The organism is Rahnella sp. R3(2024), from assembly GCF_042920125.1.
GTDB lineage: Bacteria > Pseudomonadota > Gammaproteobacteria > Enterobacterales > Enterobacteriaceae > Rahnella > Rahnella rivi.
Genome location: NZ_JBHGBU010000001.1, coordinates 1,669,099 through 1,688,670, shown reverse-complemented (window position 1 = coordinate 1,688,670; position 19,572 = coordinate 1,669,099). Strand labels below are relative to the sequence as shown.

The window sequence follows — 19,572 nt, the reverse complement described above, 5'->3', positions numbered from 1 at the left end:
GCAGAGAAATCTGCCCTTTTAGGTTTATAAATCGCCCGGCGAACGCGAGCTTGTACCGCTGCGGCCACTGCCGCTGCTGCTGGTAAAGGTCGCGTTGTTGCCATTTTGCGCGCGGTGCAATGTTTCCATTCGCACCTGGAATGGCGGGAAGGGCAGCGTAATGCCGTGCTCGCGGAATCCGGCCAGAATCAGCTGATGAATTTCGTGGCGCAGGGGCATACGGTGAGCCATTTCGGCGGCATGCATACGCAATTCGAAAATCTGGATCCCCTGCTGCAAATCCACCAGATAGGCTTCCGGCACCGGCGTGTCGAGCACCAGGGAGCAGCGGTGCGCGGCGTTGAGCAGGATTTCAGTCACTTCTTCACTGTTGGCTTCCGACGGAGCCGGTACGGTCAGTACCACACGCGTCACGGAATCCGACAGCGACCAGTTGATGAACTGCTCAGTGATAAAGGCCTTGTTGGGGACGATAATCTCTTTACGGTCCCAGTCGGCAATGGTCGTGGCACGGGTGTTGATCTTAGTGATGCTGCCCGTCAGGTTGCGGATCGTCACGGTATCGCCGATACGGATCGGTTTCTCGAACAAAATGATCAGGCCGGAAATAAAGTTGGCGAAAATCTCCTGCAAACCAAATCCAAGCCCCACACCCAGCGCGGCGACTAACCATTGCAGTTTTGCCCACTCGATGCCAATGAGCGAGAAGCCCACCAGCCCGCCGATCAGCAGCAGCACATATTTGGTGATGGTCAGTACGGCGTAACCGGTGCCCGGCGTCAGATCCAGATGTTGCAACAGCGCCAGTTCCAGCAGCGCCGGTAAATTACGCACCAGCTGCGTGGTGATGATCAGCACTAAAATCGCGATCAACACCGATCCCAGCGTGATCGGCTGCATGCTCTCAACGCCCTGAACGGTGGACGCCACCTGCCAGAGATGAATATTTTCCAGGAATGAGAAGGCCGAATGGATCTCCGACCACAGGAAGATCACCGAGATCAGCGCGATAAGCGTCAGCAGCGATCGTACCAGACGAAGTGACTGCGCGGAGATGGCATCCAGATCGACGACCGGCTCTTCAATTTCAACCGTACCTTCGTTACTGCTGTTGGCGTGATTCGCGTCTTCTTCGCCACGGGCGCGCTGATTAAGCATTTCGGCCCGACGCTGTTTGGCGCGTTCAAAGGCAATGCGGCGCCGCTGAATCAGCATCCAGCGGCGGATGATGTGATAAATCACCAGCAGCACAAACCAGATGGCGACCGAGGTTTCCAGACGTGCCAGTAATGCCTGTGAGGTGGCGAGAAAGCCCATCAGTGAGGCGAGTGCCGCGACTATCGGCGCGCCAAGCAGCATCCACCACAGCGTATTGTTGAGCATGTTCTCGCTGTTGCCTTTTTTATCAAGGTACAGCGGGATCCCCGCACGTTTCAGGCTGTGAGTGACCAGCGCCACCACCAGACACAGAATGACGAAGCACAGACGGCCCAGGGTGTTGGAGAATTCGCGGTCATTGAGATTATCGAATGTAATCAGCGCCATGATCAGCGGCACTATCACCCAGATAGACAAGGCGTAGTAGCGCAGCGCGCGGGAAACGGCGCGCTGCGGCCAGCCGAAGTGGGTGACAAACAACCCCTGCGGATGCGCCAGCGCCGCGCTCACCATGAACGCCCACAGAATCGGCAGTGTTGCGGTAACCCCATCGCCAATTGCCACGGCAATCGGATATGGCCAGGCGCTTTGTAGCCCGAAGCCCAGAGCCGCCCACAGTACCGGCAGCGGCATCGCCACCAGAATCGACCAGAATACCGTGCGCATTGTCAGCGAGAAGTGATCCTGCGTGACTTTGCCGACTTTGCTGCTGGCACGCGCCAGAAAGGCGTAATAGTGCTTACGGGAGCTGATGCTGATAATGACCAGAATCAGTGCGCCAAAAAGCGGCAGCAGGGTTTCTTTGCTGGTGACCATCATCATCGATGCGCCGCCGAGCTGGCTCAGGGAGTCGAGCGACACCAGGCGTTTCACGTCATGCGCCAGCATGACAGGGTAGGAAAGCCCGACCGGGCTGACGTCGGCCACCCAGAACAGATAACGGTGCGCGGCCTCATGGACGTCGTTCAGTGCTTCCACCAGCTGGCTGTTGGCGACTTTCAGCTTGGTCAGTTCGAGAATCTGCGTATCACAGCCTGAGAGCAGTGAATTGAGCAAATCTCGCTGAGTGCGAAGCTGCGCGTCGAGAATTTTTTGCTGCGCAGCCGTCAGCGGTTTGCCGTCGTCCTGACGCCCCTGGCGGTAAACCGCCTGCTTATCGAGTAAATCTTCATAGTGCAGACGCTGAACGCGCAACTGACCCATATCGCGGTCGAGCTGTTGCGGTTTTGGCATGTCCGGCAGACGGGAAACCTGCGCCCGCAGCGTTTCACCTAACAGATTGGATGCGCCCAGCCACTGTGCCTGTTCGCGAATGGTATTGATCGCCTGACGCACCTGCTGCGTTTGCGCGGCGGCCTGACGCTGCTGGGAGGAGATCAAATCCATCCGCTGCGCCTGCTGATTTAACGCCAGCGACAGTTCACGGTTGGATTGCAACTGCTGGCTGATGGAGTGGGGCAGTTCGCCGCTCTGTTCTGCCAGCAGCTCGGTTTTTTCAAGCGCCTGTTCCGCTTCACGCTGGCGCTGATTGTTCAGCGTATTGCGCAGAGCCTGCAGTTGCTGATCGAGATAATCGGCGCGCTTCTTGTAGAGATCGGCGCGCATCCGCGACAGTTCCTGCCGGTTATTGGAAGAAAGCTGTGCCAGTTCAAGCTCATCCACTTTCGCCTTGCGTGCGGCAGATTCGGCCTGCAGTGCACTCAGCTGGGCTTGTGCGAGGATGGACGATGTGGCCGCCGCAGTGGCTGACTGGATCCGCTGATCGATGTCGCCGAGCGCGTTACGCGCTTCCGACTGTTGCTGCGGGATTTGGCTGAGCGAGTCGCTGATATCGCGGGAGCGATCCTGCTCCTGGCGGAGCTGGCGGGTTTCTTCCAGTTGCTGGCTGCTGATTTGCAGAATTTGCTGGTCGAGCTCGGCGCTGGATACATCTGTGCTGATCGCAGGCGGCTTTTCGGGCTGATTTTGCAGTTCCTGACGCAAAGACTGCGTCAGTTTAGGAAAGTCATCGATGACTTTTTGATATTCCGCCGTGCGCCCGGCAGAGACTTTCGCCTCATTCAGCCAGTTGAGGGCACTTTGCAGCGCCTCAACAACCTGCGCCTGGTTGGCCATTTCTTTATTGGCTTCCGCCTGTTTCAGTTCCTGTTTGAGCTGATCTTCAGTCGGTGCGGCACCTGCCATGAGCGGCAGAGACAGCAGTAAACTCATCAGCAAGGCGGGGATCAGGCGCACTCGGTCACATCCTTTTTTCAGTTCTTTTCGTCAGTTCAGGGCGGAATCAGAAGTCTTTAGGGACTTGCGGTTCAGCCGTTGCCACACCTGCAGGTACTTCAGGCACTTCAGTAACTTCAGTAACTTCAGGTATTTCAGTTGCTTCAGGCGCTTCAGGGGCTACTGCGGATGCACGCAGCGCTTCGGCGAAAGGTTCGCCCATGCGGGTTACGGTACCGTTGCTCAGGTTCGGCATGAAGCGAATCTGACTGGCGGTAAACAGGTTAATCACGGTAGAGCCCAGTTTGAAACGGCCCATTTCCTGGCCTTTTTCCAGCGCGATGGCGCCTTCTTCACCGGCAGCCGGGTAGGTCCAGCGCTTGATGATGCCTTCGCGCGGTGGCGTTACGCAGCCCGCCCACACGGTTTCGATGCTGCCGACAATGGTCGCACCGACCAAAATCTGTACCATCGGACCAAATTCAGTATCGAACACGCTGATGACGCGTTCATTACGGGCGAACAGGTTAGGGACGTTGGCGGCAGTCAGCGGGTTTACTGAGAACAAATCGCCCGGCACATAAATCATTTCGCGCAGAACGCCGTTGCACGGCATATGCACGCGGTGATAATCGCGGGGTGCCAGATAGATTGTGGCGAACTGACCCCCCTGGAACTTCTCGGCCAGCTGATAATTTCCCGCCAGCAACGCTTCGAGACTGTAAAAATGGCCTTTTGCCTGGAACAGCTTGCCGTCAGTGATCGCACCCAACTGGCTGACTGCACCGTCGGCAGACAGGCAGAGCATGTCCAGACCACTGACAACAGGGCGCGCGCCGTCGCGCAGTGGGCGAACAAAGAATTCATTGAACGTCGCGTAAGATTTGATATCCGGATTTTGTGCTTCTTTCATGTCCACGCTGTAAAAGCGCGCAAAGGCTTTAATGACCCAATGGGTCAGCGTGGCTGCACGTTTTTCCGCGCCCCAGCCCGCCAGACGGGTCAGACCTTGTTTAGGAAGTAAGTATTGAAGTTTGATTTTGATACTGTCCAGCACGGGAAAAACCTCTTGGATGGTATGAATGGCCGGCATGACCGGCCATTTTGCAGGGGACCGTCCATCAGCGGGACGGTCACACATTGTATGATTGCGCAGGAGCCTGTTAATCGACGCCGATTGTAACGATGAGAAATCAACGGTTCAACTTCCGTTAATCTCACTCGTTTCTGATTTGCTCATAAACTCAACGGGTTAACGTTAAAGTGCGTCGAAGTTTTTACGCGTTTTTACGTCTTCCATACTTTCCAGAATACGATGGTAGTTGTCGAAACGCTCTTCAGCGATGTCGCCACGGTCTACGGCATCACGGATGGCACAGCCCGGATCGCTGCCATGTTTGCAGTCGCGGAATTTACAGTAGCCGAGGAAAGGACGGAATTCGACAAACCCCTGAGTGATCTGCTCTGGCGCAAGGTGCCACAAGCCGAATTCACGTACGCCGGGGGAGTCGATGACGTCCCCGCCGCGCTGGAAGTGGTACAGGCGCGCCGCGGTGGTGGTGTGCTGGCCCAGACCGGAGTTGTCTGACACTTCATTCACCACGATCTGTTTCTCTTCCGGCGGCAGTAAGGCGTTCAGCAGGCTGGATTTCCCCACACCTGACTGACCGGCGAAAATGCTGATGCGGTCGGTCAGTGCGGTTTCAAATGCAGGCATGCCTTCACCGGTCTGGCTGGAGACTTCGAGTACGCGGTAGTTAATTCTGCGGTAGATATCCATCATACCTTCGACGAACTTACGGCCTTCGTCGTCAAGCAGATCGATTTTATTGAGCACAATCAGCGGCTCAACTTCAACGGTTTCGCACGCCACCAGATAGCGGTCGATGATGTTCAGCGACAGCTCTGGCAAGATGGCGGAGACAATGACGATTTGGTCAATGTTGGCGGCGATTGGTTTCACGCCGTCGTAGAAATCTGGGCGGGTCAGCACGGATGTGCGTTCATGCACTGCTTCAACGATACCTTTGACGCTGGTGTTCTCGCCGGCGCGCCATACAACGCGGTCACCGGTGACCAGAGAACGAATGGTACGGCGGATATTGCAACGGTGCTGGCTGCCGTCGGCCGCTTCAACGTCCGCATGCATCCCGAAACGGCTGATGACAATGCCGTCCTGCGGTTCGCCATGCAGAGAATCGTCCAGCTCTTTGCGTTTGTCGGTCTGAGTCAGACGACGCTGGTGGTTAGTCTGAACGCGACGTTGTTGCCCTTTAGACAGTTTTGATTTAGTCACTGCGCCTCACTTAACTGGCTTTAATCGCTCGGTGCGACCAAAACGACTATGATACCAGCTATTTTATATTAATTGCCCGAATGACGGAGATCTCCGTCAACTCTCTACTTTAACAGGACACATCATGGCTGCTAATGACTCGAACTTAATCTGGATCGACCTCGAAATGACCGGTCTGGATCCTGAACGTGACCGTATTATTGAAATCGCCACGCTGGTGACCGACGCGCATTTAAACATTTTGGCCGAAGGCCCGGTGATGGCTGTGCATCAGTCTGATGCGCAACTGGCGCTGATGGATGACTGGAACGTGCGTACGCACACCGGCAGCGGTCTGGTTGACCGTGTGAAAGCCAGCCCGTTTGATGACAATGCAGCTCAGCTGAAAACCATTGAGTTCCTGCGCGAGTGGGTGCCTGAAGGCAAATCGCCTATTTGTGGCAACAGCGTCGGGCAGGATCGCCGTTTCCTGTTTAAGTACATGCCGGAGCTGGAATCCTATTTCCATTACCGTTATCTGGATGTCAGCACGCTGAAAGAGTTGGCGCGTCGCTGGAAACCGGAAATACTGGGCGGCTTTAAAAAGCAAAATACCCATCAGGCTCTGGATGATATTCGTGAGTCCGTGGCTGAACTGGCGTATTACCGCGAACATTTTATTAATCTCTAAAAATACCTGAAATCTTTTTTATTGCGCCGCGGAACACAAAACCGCCGGGTTTCGCCGCTTAAATCGCCGCTTTGATGGTTTAATCGGCACTTGAACGAAAAATTCATTTTTTTGCTTTCAGGGGGTTGCGGCTAAAAGGATTTCTCGTATAATGCGCACCCCGTACCGATGAAGAATTTCGTTGAGTGCGCAGAGCGGGAATAGCTCAGTTGGTAGAGCACGACCTTGCCAAGGTCGGGGTCGCGAGTTCGAGTCTCGTTTCCCGCTCCAAATTTTTAAGTTGTGAAGATTTAAAGAGTTAAGACGTAAAAAATGCAGTGCCATGCGACGCGGGAATAGCTCAGTTGGTAGAGCACGACCTTGCCAAGGTCGGGGTCGCGAGTTCGAGTCTCGTTTCCCGCTCCAAAAAATTTCAAATGCTGTAAGTTTACAGCCGATGCACCTAGCATCTCAAAGCGGGAATAGCTCAGTTGGTAGAGCACGACCTTGCCAAGGTCGGGGTCGCGAGTTCGAGTCTCGTTTCCCGCTCCAATTTTCTTCTTCAGTACACAATCATTTCCTGCCAGTTCCCCCATGCATAATTCGTGCGTGATTAATACGATCCTTACACGATTTGTAGTAATGTTTTAAACAGACTTATCCACAGGTTTAGCTGTTTTTTTAAACTGTCTGTTTTTTGCACCCTCCATATTGCCAATTTCTAATCACTTGTTTTAAAACAAAATAAATTTATAACGAAACGTTATGGTGATCACTTGCTCTTTTTTTTGCACTTGATTGGCAAAGCATTTTTATTTTTATGCACAGAAAATCTGGCTTTTTAATCTGAGCGCTTCACGACGCGTTATGCATCTCGCGGCAAACCTTTTACCACCGCGCGGATCAGTCGTTTCTGCTGGGATGTTTGCACTTCGACCTGATGTTCACTTCTTCTTTCCACTTGTTGCCGGATGGCCCAGTCGATATGTTCATCGAGCAACACATTTTCGCCTGCCCGTGACTGCAACGCATTCAACACCTCTTCCGAGTACGGCGCATTGCCCAGCGCCACAGAAATATTCCGCAGCCAGCGCAGGTGGCCAATGCGGCGGATGGGTGAGCCTTCGGTAATGCGCAAAAATTTCTCTTCCGTCCAGGCGAACAGCGCTATCAGTTCCGGCGCATGCAGCGCGGCGCGCGGGCTGAAATCCTCTTCATCCGTCAGCTGCGAATAACGGTTCCACGGACAAATCAGCTGACAGTCGTCACAGCCATAGATGCGGTTGCCCATCATTGGCCGGAATTCCTCCGGTATCGCACCTTCCAGCTCGATGGTCAGATAGGAAATACAGCGACGGGCGTCAATGGTATAAGGCGCGACAATAGCGCCGGTCGGGCAGGTGGTGATGCAGGCGACGCACTTTCCACACTTCTCTTCCTGCGGCTGATCGACGGGCAGGGGCAAATCAATCAGCAGTTCGCCGAGGAAAAACCAGGAACCGGATTCCCGGTTCAGAATAAGTGAGTGTTTACCAACCCAGCCCAGTCCGGCTTTCGCAGCCAGAGGGCGTTCCATCACCGGAGCAGAATCGACAAATGGCCGGAATGCCACCTGATGATCAGATTGTTGTTCCGTGCAGTAGGTCTGAATCATGTCGCCAAGCTTTTTCAGGCGCTGACGAAGCACTTTGTGATAGTCACGGCCCAGCGCATAACGGCTGACGTAGCCGAGTTGCGGGTTATTAAGGGTTTTGGCAAAGGCAGCGTTGGCAGGCAAATAGTTCATGCGCACGCTGATCACCCGCAACGTACCGGGCAGCAGTTCATGTGGACGGGCGCGCAACATGCCGTGGCGCGCCATCCAGTCCATCTCGCCATGATATTGTTTATCAAGCCAGTCCTGCAGTCGGGGCTCTTCTGCAGATAAGTCTGTATCGCAGATACCAACCTGCTGGAAGCCTAGCGATTGGCCCCATTGCTTGATATGTTGAGCCAGTTGAACGAGATCGAGAGGGAGTGTCATGACGAACCAACGTGAAAAACGAAACGAGGCGAGTTTACCACATTCCGTCTTTTCTGCTGACTGGCTGCGTCAGAATGAAGGTCACGCCGCGCAGGAAACGGGGATTTCTCTGTTTTCGCTGATGCAGCGTGCTGCACGCGCGGCTTTTTCGCTTGCTCAGCGTGAGTTTCCGCAATCGCGACACTGGCTGATTTTATGCGGCCACGGAAATAACGGTGGCGACGGTTTTGAAATGGCGCGTCTGGCGAAAAGCGCGGGTATACGCGTGACGCTGCTGGCCGTCGAAGGCGGCAAGCCCTTGCCTGACGAAGCGGAAACCGCGCGTCAGGGCTGGCTTAAAAGTGGCGGCATGGTTAACCCGGCGGACTCTGACTGGCCGCACGACGCCGATCTGATTATTGATGGCCTGCTCGGTACCGGTTTATCCTCCGCGCCGCGCGCCCCTTATGACGCGTTGATTGATGCTATCAACGCGTCGTCATTGCCTGTCATCTCTCTGGATATTCCTTCGGGTTTGAATGCGCAAACCGGCCAGGCCGCGGGCAAAGCGGCAGTGGCCACGCACACGATCAGTTTCATTGCCCTGAAGCCGGGTTTACTGACCGGGCAGGCGCGCGATTACACCGGCAAATTACACTGCGATGCCCTGGGGCTGGAAAGCTGGCTGGCTGGACATCGTGCAGTGTTACAACGGCTTGATGCGTCACAATTAAGCACCTGGTTGCACCCGCGACGCCCGTGTTCTCATAAAGGCGATCACGGGCGTTTGTTGGTGATTGGCGGGGATACCGGCTTTGCGGGCGCGATCCGCATGGCGTCGGAAGCCGCGCTGCGTGCCGGAGCCGGATTGGTGCGAGTGCTTACTCACAAAGAACACGCAGGCCCCTTGCTGACCGCCAGACCTGAGCTGATGGTGCAGGAACTCAGCGCGGAGTCGCTTGATGAAGCGCTTGAATGGGCCGACGTGGTGGTGATTGGGCCGGGGCTCGGCCAGAAAGCCTGGGGTAAACAGGCGCTGGAGCGGGTGGCAAAATGCGAGAAACCGGCCTTATGGGACGCCGATGCGCTGAACCTGCTGGCAATCACACCGGAGAAACGGCAAAATCGGGTGCTGACGCCTCATCCTGGTGAAGCCAGCCGTCTGCTCGGTTGTACCGTGAAGGAAATTGAGAGTGACCGCTTACTTTCTGCCAGGAAACTGGTTGAGCAATACGGTGGCGTGGTGGTGCTTAAAGGCGCCGGCACACTGATTGCCACGGAGCAGGGTGAGATGGCCATTGCCGATGTAGGAAATGCCGGTATGGCATCAGGCGGTATGGGCGACGTGCTTTCTGGTATTATCGGCGGCCTGCTCGCTCAAAAACTGAATATATTTGATGCGGCCTGCGCGGGAACGGTGGTTCATGGCGCTGCCGCAGACGAAATCGCCCGGCAGCAGGGAACGCGCGGTATGCTGGCGACTGATCTTTTAGCGGTGATTGCCCCGTTAGTTAATCCAGACCTGAAGAAATAGATATCACTGAATGAATCAACTTAATATCTCATTACCCGACGAAGCGGCGACGCTGCAACTAGGTGCTTCACTGGCGAAAGCTTGCGAGGGCTCAACGGTTATCCATCTCTATGGCGATCTGGGTGCCGGTAAAACCACCTTTAGCCGGGGTTTTCTTCAGGCATTAGGGCATCAGGGTAATGTGAAAAGCCCGACTTACACCTTGGTAGAGCCCTATCAGCTGGAAAATATCGCGGTGTATCACTTTGATTTATACCGTCTTGCCGACCCGGAAGAGCTCGAGTTTATGGGCATTCGCGATTATTTCGCGCAAGACGCCATCTGTCTGGTCGAGTGGCCGCAAAAAGGTGAGGGCGTGTTGCCTGAACCGGATATCGAACTGACGCTGGACTATCAGCCTCAGGGGCGTACGGCGACGCTGGTGGCCGTTTCTGAATCTGGCATAAATTTGCTGCATCGTGTTCAACAGCAAGGATGATCACGCGATGAATTCACGTATCACTTCTCTCTTTTTTACAGCGACGATGTTTTTATCGGCGCTGATGCTTTTTGCCGGACTGACGTCCTCCGCCGTTTTTGCGGCCGGCATGAAAAATATCAATGTTTCAAACGGCCCATCGCAATCTACCGTCACCATTACCTTTGACGGTTCGCCTGATTATTCCTTTTTCCCGCTGCATAATCCTGAACGCGTGGTGATGGATATTCGTCAGGATGGCGTGATGAAAGGTCTACCGCTGACCTTTAACGGACAGAATCTGGTGACGCGCGTGCGCGCCAGTACCCCGCCGAACGCGCAAAGTCAGCGTCTGGTGTTTGAACTGAATCAAAAGGTCAGAACCAACGCCACTAAACAGAAAGATGGCAGCCAGTACACGGTGGTGCTGACCATGAATGCGTCGGCTCCGGCACGCCAGAGCGCGCCGGTTACCGTGGCAACGAACACGCCTTCGCCAAACGCAGGCAGAATAGTCACGCCTTCCGCGAAATCAAATCCGTTTACCAATGATAAAACTACGGTTGCTTCGACGGCCGTGGCGTCAGACAACTCGCGTTCTTCCACGATTTCCACCAGCGACAGCAAAATCATTGTCGCCATTGATGCCGGACACGGCGGGCAGGATCCGGGCGCTATCGGCGCGGGTGGCCTGAAAGAGAAAAACGTGACCATCGCGATTGCCCGTAAATTACAGGCGATTTTAAATGCTGACCCGATGTTCCAGCCGGTATTAACCCGCGACGGCGATTACTTTATTTCCGTGATGGGGCGTTCTGATGTGGCGCGTAAGAAAAATGCCAACGTGCTGGTGTCTATTCACGCCGATGCTGCGCCAAGCCGCAGTGCGCGCGGGGCATCCGTCTGGGTGCTGTCTAACCGTCGCGCCAACAGTGAAATGGGTAACTGGCTCGAGCAGCACGAGAAACAATCCGAACTGCTGGGCGGTGCGGGGGATGTGCTGGCGAATACCGCCTCTGACCCGTATCTGAGTCAGGCCGTGCTGGATTTGCAATTCGGCCATTCACAACGCGTCGGCTATGACGTCGCCACCCGCGTATTGCGCGAACTGCGCAGCGTCGGTTCGTTGCATAAAGCGAAACCTGAGCACGCCAGTTTAGGGGTGTTGCGTTCGCCGGACATTCCTTCCCTGCTGGTGGAAACCGGCTTTATCAGTAACTCAACTGAGGAGCGGCTGCTGGGCAGCAGCGCGTACCAGGATAAAATTGCGAGGGCCATTCACGTCGGTCTGCGTAATTATTTCCAGTCGCATCCGATACAAAACGGCCCAAAGGTCGAAAACCGTCCGCTGCTGGCCTCATCAGCAGCGGCGGTAGACAGTAGCGCAAAGACCAGTAATCAGCCGGGCCCGATTGAAGTGACGGCCGGCGCAGCCGGTGCCACGCAGATCCACAAAGTGACCCGTGGCGAAACACTGACGGGGATTGCGAAAAGTTACGGTACGACCAATGCGGCGCTGCGCGATCTCAACAAACTGAAAAAAGACGGTGTCTGGGTCGGCCAGCGATTGAAAGTTCCCGCAGGTACTCGCACATCTTCTGTCACCGGCGCGTCGGCCTCGACGGCGAAAGCCACGAAAAAACCGTCGAAACATACCGTCAAACGCGGCGATACGCTGTCGGCGATTGCCAGCAAATACGGTGTCAGCATGACGGAAATTAAAACGGCGAACCACATGAAGTCTGGCGAGGTACAGCTCGGCCAAACCTTAACTATTCCACAGTCTTAACGGCGGTCTGACAGACCGCTTTCCACAGGAGCCGCTATGCCGATCAAGGTACTGCCCCCGCAACTGGCTAATCAGATAGCCGCGGGTGAAGTTGTCGAAAGGCCGGCTTCCGTGGTGAAAGAGCTGGTGGAAAATAGCCTTGATGCCGGAGCCACGCGCATTGATATCGATATTGATCGCGGTGGCGCCAAGCTCATCCGTATTCGCGATAACGGCTGCGGAATCGGTAAAGATGATTTAGCGCTGGCGCTGGCGCGTCACGCCACCAGCAAAATTACCTGTCTCGACGATCTGGAAGCGATTCTCAGCCTCGGATTTCGTGGCGAAGCGCTGGCGAGTATCAGTTCTGTTTCACGTCTGATTCTGACCTCACGCACCGCAGATCAAAGTGAAGCCTGGCAGGCTTACGCGGAAGGGCGCGATATGGCGGTGACGGTGAAACCGGCGGCGCATCCGCAGGGCTCGACCGTCGAAGTGCTGGATCTGTTTTACAACACGCCCGCCCGACGCAAGTTTATGCGCACCGAGAAAACCGAATTTACCCATATTGATGAAGTCGTCCGCCGGATCGCTCTGGCGCGTTTTGACGTTTCCGTCAATCTGAGTCACAACGGCAAACTCATCCGGCAGTACCGCGCAGTGAAAGATCCCTCCCAGTCATCGCGGCGTCTGGCCAGCATTTGCAGCCCGACGTTTGTTGAACATGCACTGGAAGTCGAATGGACTCACGGTGATTTGGGGATCCGTGGCTGGGTCGCCGATCCAGCCGGATCGCGCAGTCTCACCGATATGCAATATTGTTATGTGAACAACCGCATGATGAAAGATCGCCTGATTAATCATGCGATCCGTCAGGCATACCAGGATCAGTTAAAAGACGATCAGCAGCCTGCGTATGTGCTGTATCTGGATGTCGATCCGCATCAGGTCGATGTGAATGTGCATCCGGCCAAACACGAAGTGCGGTTCCATCAGTCCCGGCTGGTGCACGATTTTATCTACCAGGCGGTGATGTCGGTATTACAACAGGCCGGCAATCCTGTTCTGGCACAACAGCAGACCCAGGAAGACGCACCGCGTTGGCAACCGGAGAATCGTCAGGCCGCCGGCGGTAATCATTTCTCACAACCCGCAGAAAAACCGGCGAACCCGCAACGTGAAAAGCCAGCAGCGCGTGAGAACGTGTTTCCTGAAACGTCCCGTGCCGGCCATCCGCGCGAACCCATTAGCCACAGCAATGAACCGGCATATAACCGCTCAGAAGGTAAAGCCTATCAACGGTTGTTGCAGCCTTCATCCGACGTATTTTCCTTGCAGGAGCCTGCGCCCGACGCGGCACAGGCCGCTAAGCCGGTAGTGCCGGCGGCTCGTACACTCGCTGAACCGGCTCTGGAATCGCATAGCCAAAGTTTCGGGCGTGTCCTGACGGTGTGTGCGGCAGAATATGCGTTGCTCGAAAGAGGCAAACAACTGGTTATGCTGGCGTTACCTGTCGCCGATCGCTGGCTTAAATGGGCACAGATGACGCCACCTGATGAAGGGTTGCGTCCGCAACCCCTTTTGATTCCGCTGAAGCTGACAGTCAGCAAAGATGAAATTGCCGTGCTTGCAAAAAATCAGCCGCTTTTACAGCATTTTGGTTTAGAAATGTTCAGTGAGTCGCAGCGTGTGACGGTACGCGCAGTACCTTTACCATTACGCCAACAAAATTTACAAAAGTTGATACCCGACCTGTTAGATTACCTTGCTGTTCAGCAGGAGGTGACTTCTGATGCGGTAGCTATGTGGTTTGCCCGCCACTGTGGCTGCGAGCACGAGGTCTGGACCATTTCCCAAGCCATACAATTACTCACGGATGTTGAGCGTCTTTGCCCGCAGTTGGTGAAATCACCTCCGTCCGGACTTCTGCAACCTCTTGATTTACAGCCCGCGCTGGCGGCTTTTAAGCATGATTGATTCTGAAAAACACTCCGCTCCCCCGGCGATCTTTATTATGGGGCCGACCGCATCCGGTAAAACCGCACTGGCGATGTCGCTGGTGAAACATCTTCCGGTTGAACTGATCAGTGTCGATTCCGCACTTATCTATCGCGGAATGGACATCGGTACTGCCAAACCCACAGCGGAAGAGCTGGCGGATGCCCCCCATCGTCTGATTGATATCCTTGATCCTACCCAGGCCTATTCGGCGGCAGATTTTCGAGCTGACGCTTTGCGCGAAATGGCAGAAATAACTGCACGCAATAAGATCCCGTTATTGGTGGGTGGGACTATGCTTTATTTCAAGGCGTTGCTCGAAGGGTTGTCACCTTTACCGCAGGCCGATGCCGCCGTGCGTGAGCGCATTGAAAAGCAGGCGGAAGAGCAGGGCTGGAACGCGTTACACGATCAATTAAGCGAGATCGATCCGGTTGCCGCTATGCGAATTCATCCGAATGATCCGCAGAGACTGTCCAGAGCACTGGAAGTTTTTTATATTTCGGGTAAAACTTTAACGGAACTGACTAAAATTTCGGGTGAAACGTTGCCCTACCGCGTTCACCAGTTTGCGATTGCTCCAACGCGCCGTGAATTATTACATTCGCGGATTGAGGAACGTTTTAGTCAGATGTTGTCCAATGGTTTTGAAGACGAAGTCAGAACGCTGTTAGCTCGGGGCGATTTGCATACGGATTTGCCTTCCATTCGCTGTGTCGGCTATCGCCAGATGTGGTCCTATTTATCTGGTGAATTCGATTACGATGAAATGGTTTATCGTGGTGTTTGCGCGACACGACAGCTGGCCAAACGTCAGATGACCTGGTTACGAGGGTGGGATAACGTCGAATGGCTGGATTCCGAAAAGCCGGACGATGCCTTAAGCCGTGTAATTCAGGTTGTTAGTGCATAGGTTGGGTGATTGTGTACAATTGATCAGTACTCAGCGCGCAAATTTTTTATGTGATTTATTTTCGAGCCGATAGGCTCAAAGTTACAAACAACAAACTAATAAGGAAAAGATAGAATGGCTAAGGGGCAATCTTTGCAAGATCCGTTCCTGAACGCATTGCGTCGTGAACGTGTTCCGGTTTCTATTTACTTGGTGAATGGTATTAAGCTGCAAGGCCAGATTGAGTCTTTTGACCAGTTTGTCATTCTGTTAAAAAATACGGTAAGCCAGATGGTGTATAAACACGCTATCTCCACCGTAGTGCCTTCCCGCCCGGTGTCACATCATAGCAATAATCCAGGTACGGGCAGCACCAACAACTATCATCAAGGCAGTACTCCGTCTGCGCAGCAACAGCCGCAGCAGGAAAACGATGACGCTGAATAAAGCGCAACGTTGGTCAACCACGAAGGGGTTCATAAGTATTCCGATTATGCTTATGCACCCCCGGCTGTCGAATTTAATCCAAATGAGAGGTCGCAAGCTTGTTTGACCGTTATGAAGGCGGCGAACAGGCCGTTCTGGTTCATATCTATTTCTCGCAAGACAAAGACACGGAAGACCTGAGCGAATTCGAATCGCTGGTTTCTTCTGCCGGTGTAGAGGCGCTGCAAGTCGTCACCGGGAGCCGTAAGGCACCGCACCCAAAATACTTTGTCGGTGAAGGAAAAGCCCAGGAAATTGCAGACGCAGTCAAAGCAACGGGCGCTTCTGTTATTCTCTTTGATCACTCGTTATCTCCTGCCCAGGAACGTAACCTGGAAGCATTATGCGAATGTCGCGTTGTCGACCGCACAGGATTGATTTTAGATATCTTTGCCCAGCGGGCACGAACACACGAAGGTAAGTTACAAGTAGAACTGGCGCAATTACGCCACATTGCTACCCGACTGGTTCGTGGCTGGACACACCTTGAGCGTCAGGGGGGTGGCATCGGGGCACGTGGCCCGGGTGAAACCCAGCTCGAAACTGACCGCCGTTTACTGCGTGACAGAATTACCCTGATCCTCAGCCGTCTTGAGAAAGTGGCTAAGCAGCGTGAAACAGGTCGTCGTTCGCGCGTCCGTGCGGATATTCCAACGGTGTCTTTGGTGGGGTATACCAACGCCGGGAAATCCACACTCTTTAACCGTATCACTCAGGCCGATGTTTACGTGGCCAATCAGTTGTTTGCTACGCTGGATCCTACGCTGCGACGCATTATGGTTGCGGATGTCGGGGAAACAGTTTTGGCGGACACCGTAGGGTTTATTCGTCACCTGCCCCATGATTTAGTTGCCGCCTTTAAAGCAACATTGCAGGAAACCCAACAGGCATCTCTGTTATTACATGTCATCGATGCAGCGGACATCCGCGTTCAGGAAAATATTGACGCGGTGAATACGGTGCTGGCAGAGATCGAAGCAGATGAAATTCCTGCGCTGTTAGTGATGAACAAAATAGATATGCTGGATGATTTTGTTCCGCGTATCGATCGCAACGAGGAGAATTTGCCGATCAGGGTGTGGCTATCAGCCGTGACCGGGGAAGGTATTCCGTTGCTCTTTCAGGCATTAACGGAGCGACTCTCTGGCGAAATCGCGCAGCATGAATTGTGCCTGCCGCCGGAAGCAGGACGCCTTCGTAGCCGTTTTTACCAGCTTCAGGCGATAGAAAAAGAATGGATTGAAGAGGATGGTAGTTTTGGTCTTATGGTGCGAATGCCCATTGTTGACTGGCACCGCCTCTGCAAACAAGAGCAGGAACTGGCCAGCTATATCCGCAACCAGAGTCTGTCTGATTTGTCCTGAAGAACACCAATCATAGAATAATGGAGCTATAACATGGCGTGGAATCAGCCCGGTAATAACGGACAGGACCGCGACCCCTGGGGCAGCAGCAATAATAATAGCGGCAACTCTGGTGGAAATTCTGGTGGTAATAATGACAACAAAGGCGGCCGAAATCAGGGGCCACCTGACCTGGATGATATCTTCCGTAAACTCAGCAAAAAGCTGGGCGGTTTCGGTGGAAAAGGTTCAGGCAACAACAATAACAACGGCACGCCATCGGGTTCCGGTCACGGAATGAGTGGTAGCCGGATAGCTGGCATCGCGGTCGCCGCGGTGGTGGTTATCTGGGCTGCAACTGGCTTCTATACCATTAAAGAAGCCGAGCGTGGCGTGGTCACCCGTTTTGGAAAGTTCAGCCATCTGGTTGAACCGGGCCTGAACTGGAAGCCAACCTTCATCGATCAGGTCCGCGCAGTGAACGTAGAATCGGTACGTGAACTGGCCGCGTCTGGCGTGATGCTGACGTCTGATGAAAACGTGGTGCGTGTCGAGATGAACGTACAGTACCGCGTGACCGACCCTGAAGCCTATCTGTTCAGCGTCGCCAACCCTGACGACAGCCTGAGCCAGGCAACGGACAGCGCATTACGTGGTGTTATCGGTAAATACACGATGGATAAAATCCTGACTGAAGGCCGTACCACCGTGCGTAGTGACACCCAACGCGTACTGGAAGAAACCATTCGTCCTTACAAAATGGGTATTACCATTCAGGACGTCAACTTCCAGACGGCGCGTCCGCCTGAAGAAGTCAAAGCCTCCTTCGATAACGCGATTGCTGCCCGTGAAAGGGAACAACAGTCTATTCGTGAAGCAGAAGCTTACGCTAACCAAATCCAGCCTCTGGCAAACGGTGAAGCACAGCGCCTGCTTGAAGATGCGAAAGCTTATAAAGACCGTACCGTGCTTGAAGCGCAGGGTGAAGTTGCCCGCTTTGCAAAACTGTTGCCTGAATATAAAGCCGCGCCGGAAATTACCCGCGAGCGTCTGTATATCGAGACAATGGAAAAAGTTCTCAGTCACACCCGTAAAGTTCTGGTGAGTGACAAAGGGAACAACCTGATGGTGTTACCTCTTGATCAAATGCTGCGTGGCACTAATCCAGCCGCCAATGATACCAAGAGTGATGAAACAGGTTTGTTGCCTTCCGTTCCGGGTTTAACTGGCAATAATGGCAAAAGCAGTGCCGATAACAGCAGTTCCCGTTCGTCTGGCAGTGTCATGGATCAGCGTCGTGTGAATGCACAACGTGACGATACACTTCGCGTAGGGAGAGAATAACAATGCGTAAGTCCATTTTACTTATCGTCGTTGTGGTGCTGGTGGCGCTTTATGCTTCACTGTTCGTCGTTCAGGAAGGCCAGCGTGGCATCGTGCTGCGTTTCGGCAAAGTCCTGCGTGACAACGATAACAAACCTCTGGTGTACGCGCCGGGCCTGCATTTTAAAGTTCCTTTCGTGGAATCCATTAAAATGCTCGACGCACGTATTCAGACTATGGATAACCAGGCTGACCGTTTCGTTACCAGCGAGAAGAAAGACTTAATCGTCGATTCTTACCTGAAATGGCGTATCAGCGATTTCAGCCGTTACTATCTGGCTACGGGCGGCGGTGACGTCTCTCAGGCTGAAATTCTGCTGAAACGTAAATTCAGTGACCGTCTGCGTTCTGAAATCGGTCGTCTTGATGTGAAAGACATCGTGACCGATTCCCGTGGTCGTCTGACGATGGATGTGCGTGATGCACTGAACACCGGTAGCGTCGGCGATGAGCCTGAAGCGACCACAGAAGCCGATGATGCTATCGCTTCTGCAGCAAAACGTGTTGAGCAGGAAACCAAAGGCAAACAGCCTGCGGTGAACCCGAACAGCATGGCCGCGCTGGGTATTGAAGTGGTCGATGTGCGTCTGAAACAGATCAACTTGCCGGAAGAAGTGTCCAGCGCGATTTACGATCGTATGCGTGCTGAGCGTAATGCAGTTGCATTGCGTCACATCTCTCAGGGTAAAGAAGAAGCCACCAAGATTCAGGCTGCGGCGGATTACGAAAGAACCCGTACTGTTGCAGAAGCGGAACGTACTGCACGTATTACCCGCGGTGAAGGCGATGCTGAAGCGGCGAAACTGTTTGCTGATGCATTCAGCCAGGATCCTGACTTCTATGCATTCATTCGTAGCCTGCGTGCTTACGAGGCCAGCTTCAAGAGCGGTAACGATGTCATGGTGTTAAGCCCTGACAGCGATTTCTTCCGTTTCATGAAGTCACCTGAAAAAAATAAATAATTGCTGATGCAATTTCCAAAAGGCCCTGCGGGGCCTTTTGTCTTTTCTAAAACCCTGCTGTTTTAAATCAGGGGAAGCAAAGAGAAACACTGACCATGAATTCCACTATTTTGCTGGCGCTGGCATTAGTTTTAGTTCTTGAAGGCCTGGGGCCGATGATTTATCCAAAATCATGGAGAAAAATGATCCTGGCTCTGGCAAATCTTCCGGACCCGGTTTTACGCCGTTTTGGAGGGGCACTTGTGGTTGCCGGCTTCGTAATTTACTACATGTTGCGTGGTCGTCTGGGTGGCTGAGCTTTTGTTACATCCCTTGTGTCACGTCTGGCAGAGACGAGTAGCACGCAATTGAAATTTTTCCCGCAAACGTGTGCTAAAAGTACTGGAAAGCACAGAATGAGATGTTAGAATCCTTTTTTAAGCAACCTGGT

The 19,572-nt window shown here is 53.8% G+C and carries 15 protein-coding genes and 3 tRNA genes; 14 read left to right on the top strand and 4 right to left on the bottom strand.

The window, feature by feature from the left end; all coding sequences use genetic code 11:
* Positions 1-24: 24 nt before the first annotated feature.
* The 3 genes from mscM to rsgA form a co-directional block, all read right to left on the bottom strand.
* Entirely contained in the window at positions 25-3,393 is a 3,369-nt protein-coding gene (gene mscM / locus ABSH60_RS07575; RefSeq protein WP_390973399.1) for a miniconductance mechanosensitive channel MscM, read from the bottom strand.
* Between the two features lie 46 nt (positions 3,394-3,439).
* The gene (gene asd, locus ABSH60_RS07570; RefSeq protein ID WP_390973397.1) at positions 3,440-4,429 is read right to left on the bottom strand and encodes an archaetidylserine decarboxylase; all 990 of its coding nucleotides are present in this window, start codon (positions 4,427-4,429) and stop codon (positions 3,440-3,442) included.
* A 201-nt stretch (positions 4,430-4,630) separates the two neighbouring features.
* Positions 4,631-5,668 carry a small ribosomal subunit biogenesis GTPase RsgA gene (gene rsgA / locus ABSH60_RS07565; RefSeq protein ID WP_056782492.1) on the bottom strand — a complete coding sequence of 346 codons (1,038 nt, stop codon included), beginning with the start codon at positions 5,666-5,668 and terminating at the stop codon, positions 4,631-4,633.
* 124 nt (positions 5,669-5,792) lie between these two features.
* On the opposite strand from rsgA, the gene orn reads away from it, so the two are divergent.
* The 4 genes from orn (at position 5,793) to ABSH60_RS07545 (ending at position 6,869) form a co-directional block, all read left to right on the top strand.
* A complete protein-coding gene (orn, locus tag ABSH60_RS07560; protein ID WP_056782491.1) occupies positions 5,793-6,338 on the top strand; it encodes an oligoribonuclease in 546 nt (181 codons plus the stop codon).
* 194 nt (positions 6,339-6,532) lie between these two features.
* A tRNA-Gly gene (locus tag ABSH60_RS07555) sits at positions 6,533-6,608 on the top strand.
* 59 nt (positions 6,609-6,667) lie between these two features.
* Positions 6,668-6,743 (top strand) — tRNA-Gly (locus ABSH60_RS07550).
* Between the two features lie 50 nt (positions 6,744-6,793).
* Positions 6,794-6,869 (top strand) — tRNA-Gly (locus tag ABSH60_RS07545).
* Positions 6,870-7,182: 313 nt separating this feature from the next.
* On the opposite strand, the gene queG is transcribed toward ABSH60_RS07545, so the two are convergent.
* Positions 7,183-8,340, bottom strand: coding sequence for a tRNA epoxyqueuosine(34) reductase QueG (queG, locus tag ABSH60_RS07540; protein WP_390973394.1), 1,158 nt, complete (start codon positions 8,338-8,340; stop codon positions 7,183-7,185).
* Here queG and nnr point away from each other — a divergent pair.
* From nnr to ABSH60_RS07490, 10 genes are all read left to right on the top strand, one after another.
* Positions 8,339-9,853: a bifunctional ADP-dependent NAD(P)H-hydrate dehydratase/NAD(P)H-hydrate epimerase gene (gene nnr, locus ABSH60_RS07535; protein ID WP_390973392.1), complete on the top strand. Its 1,515-nt coding sequence runs from the start codon at positions 8,339-8,341 to the stop codon at positions 9,851-9,853. The two genes, queG and nnr, sit on opposite strands and share 2 nt — an antisense overlap.
* 10 nt (positions 9,854-9,863) lie before the next feature.
* A complete protein-coding gene (tsaE, locus tag ABSH60_RS07530; RefSeq protein ID WP_056782488.1) occupies positions 9,864-10,331 on the top strand; it encodes a tRNA (adenosine(37)-N6)-threonylcarbamoyltransferase complex ATPase subunit type 1 TsaE in 468 nt (155 codons plus the stop codon).
* 7 nt (positions 10,332-10,338) lie between these two features.
* Positions 10,339-12,099: an N-acetylmuramoyl-L-alanine amidase AmiB gene (gene amiB / locus ABSH60_RS07525; RefSeq protein ID WP_390973390.1), complete on the top strand. Its 1,761-nt coding sequence runs from the start codon at positions 10,339-10,341 to the stop codon at positions 12,097-12,099.
* A gap of 36 nt (positions 12,100-12,135) precedes the next feature.
* Positions 12,136-14,055, top strand: a complete 1,920-nt coding sequence (gene mutL / locus ABSH60_RS07520) for a DNA mismatch repair endonuclease MutL (protein ID WP_390973388.1) — start codon at positions 12,136-12,138, stop codon at positions 14,053-14,055.
* Positions 14,048-14,989 carry a tRNA (adenosine(37)-N6)-dimethylallyltransferase MiaA gene (miaA, locus tag ABSH60_RS07515; RefSeq protein WP_390973386.1) on the top strand — a complete coding sequence of 314 codons (942 nt, stop codon included), beginning with the start codon at positions 14,048-14,050 and terminating at the stop codon, positions 14,987-14,989. Before mutL ends, miaA begins: the two co-directional genes overlap by 8 nt.
* A gap of 114 nt (positions 14,990-15,103) precedes the next feature.
* Entirely contained in the window at positions 15,104-15,415 is a 312-nt protein-coding gene (gene hfq, locus ABSH60_RS07510; RefSeq protein WP_056782484.1) for an RNA chaperone Hfq, read from the top strand.
* 98 nt (positions 15,416-15,513) lie between these two features.
* Positions 15,514-16,818: a ribosome rescue GTPase HflX gene (gene hflX / locus ABSH60_RS07505; RefSeq protein WP_056782483.1), complete on the top strand. Its 1,305-nt coding sequence runs from the start codon at positions 15,514-15,516 to the stop codon at positions 16,816-16,818.
* Between the two features lie 33 nt (positions 16,819-16,851).
* Positions 16,852-18,141, top strand: a complete 1,290-nt coding sequence (gene hflK, locus ABSH60_RS07500) for an FtsH protease activity modulator HflK (protein ID WP_217202876.1) — start codon at positions 16,852-16,854, stop codon at positions 18,139-18,141.
* A 2-nt stretch (positions 18,142-18,143) separates the two neighbouring features.
* Positions 18,144-19,142: a protease modulator HflC gene (gene hflC, locus ABSH60_RS07495; RefSeq protein WP_056782481.1), complete on the top strand. Its 999-nt coding sequence runs from the start codon at positions 18,144-18,146 to the stop codon at positions 19,140-19,142.
* A gap of 95 nt (positions 19,143-19,237) precedes the next feature.
* Positions 19,238-19,438 (top strand): DUF2065 domain-containing protein, encoded by a 201-nt coding sequence (locus ABSH60_RS07490; RefSeq protein WP_056782480.1) that lies wholly within the window; start codon positions 19,238-19,240, stop codon positions 19,436-19,438.
* The last annotated feature ends 134 nt before the right edge of the window (positions 19,439-19,572 follow it).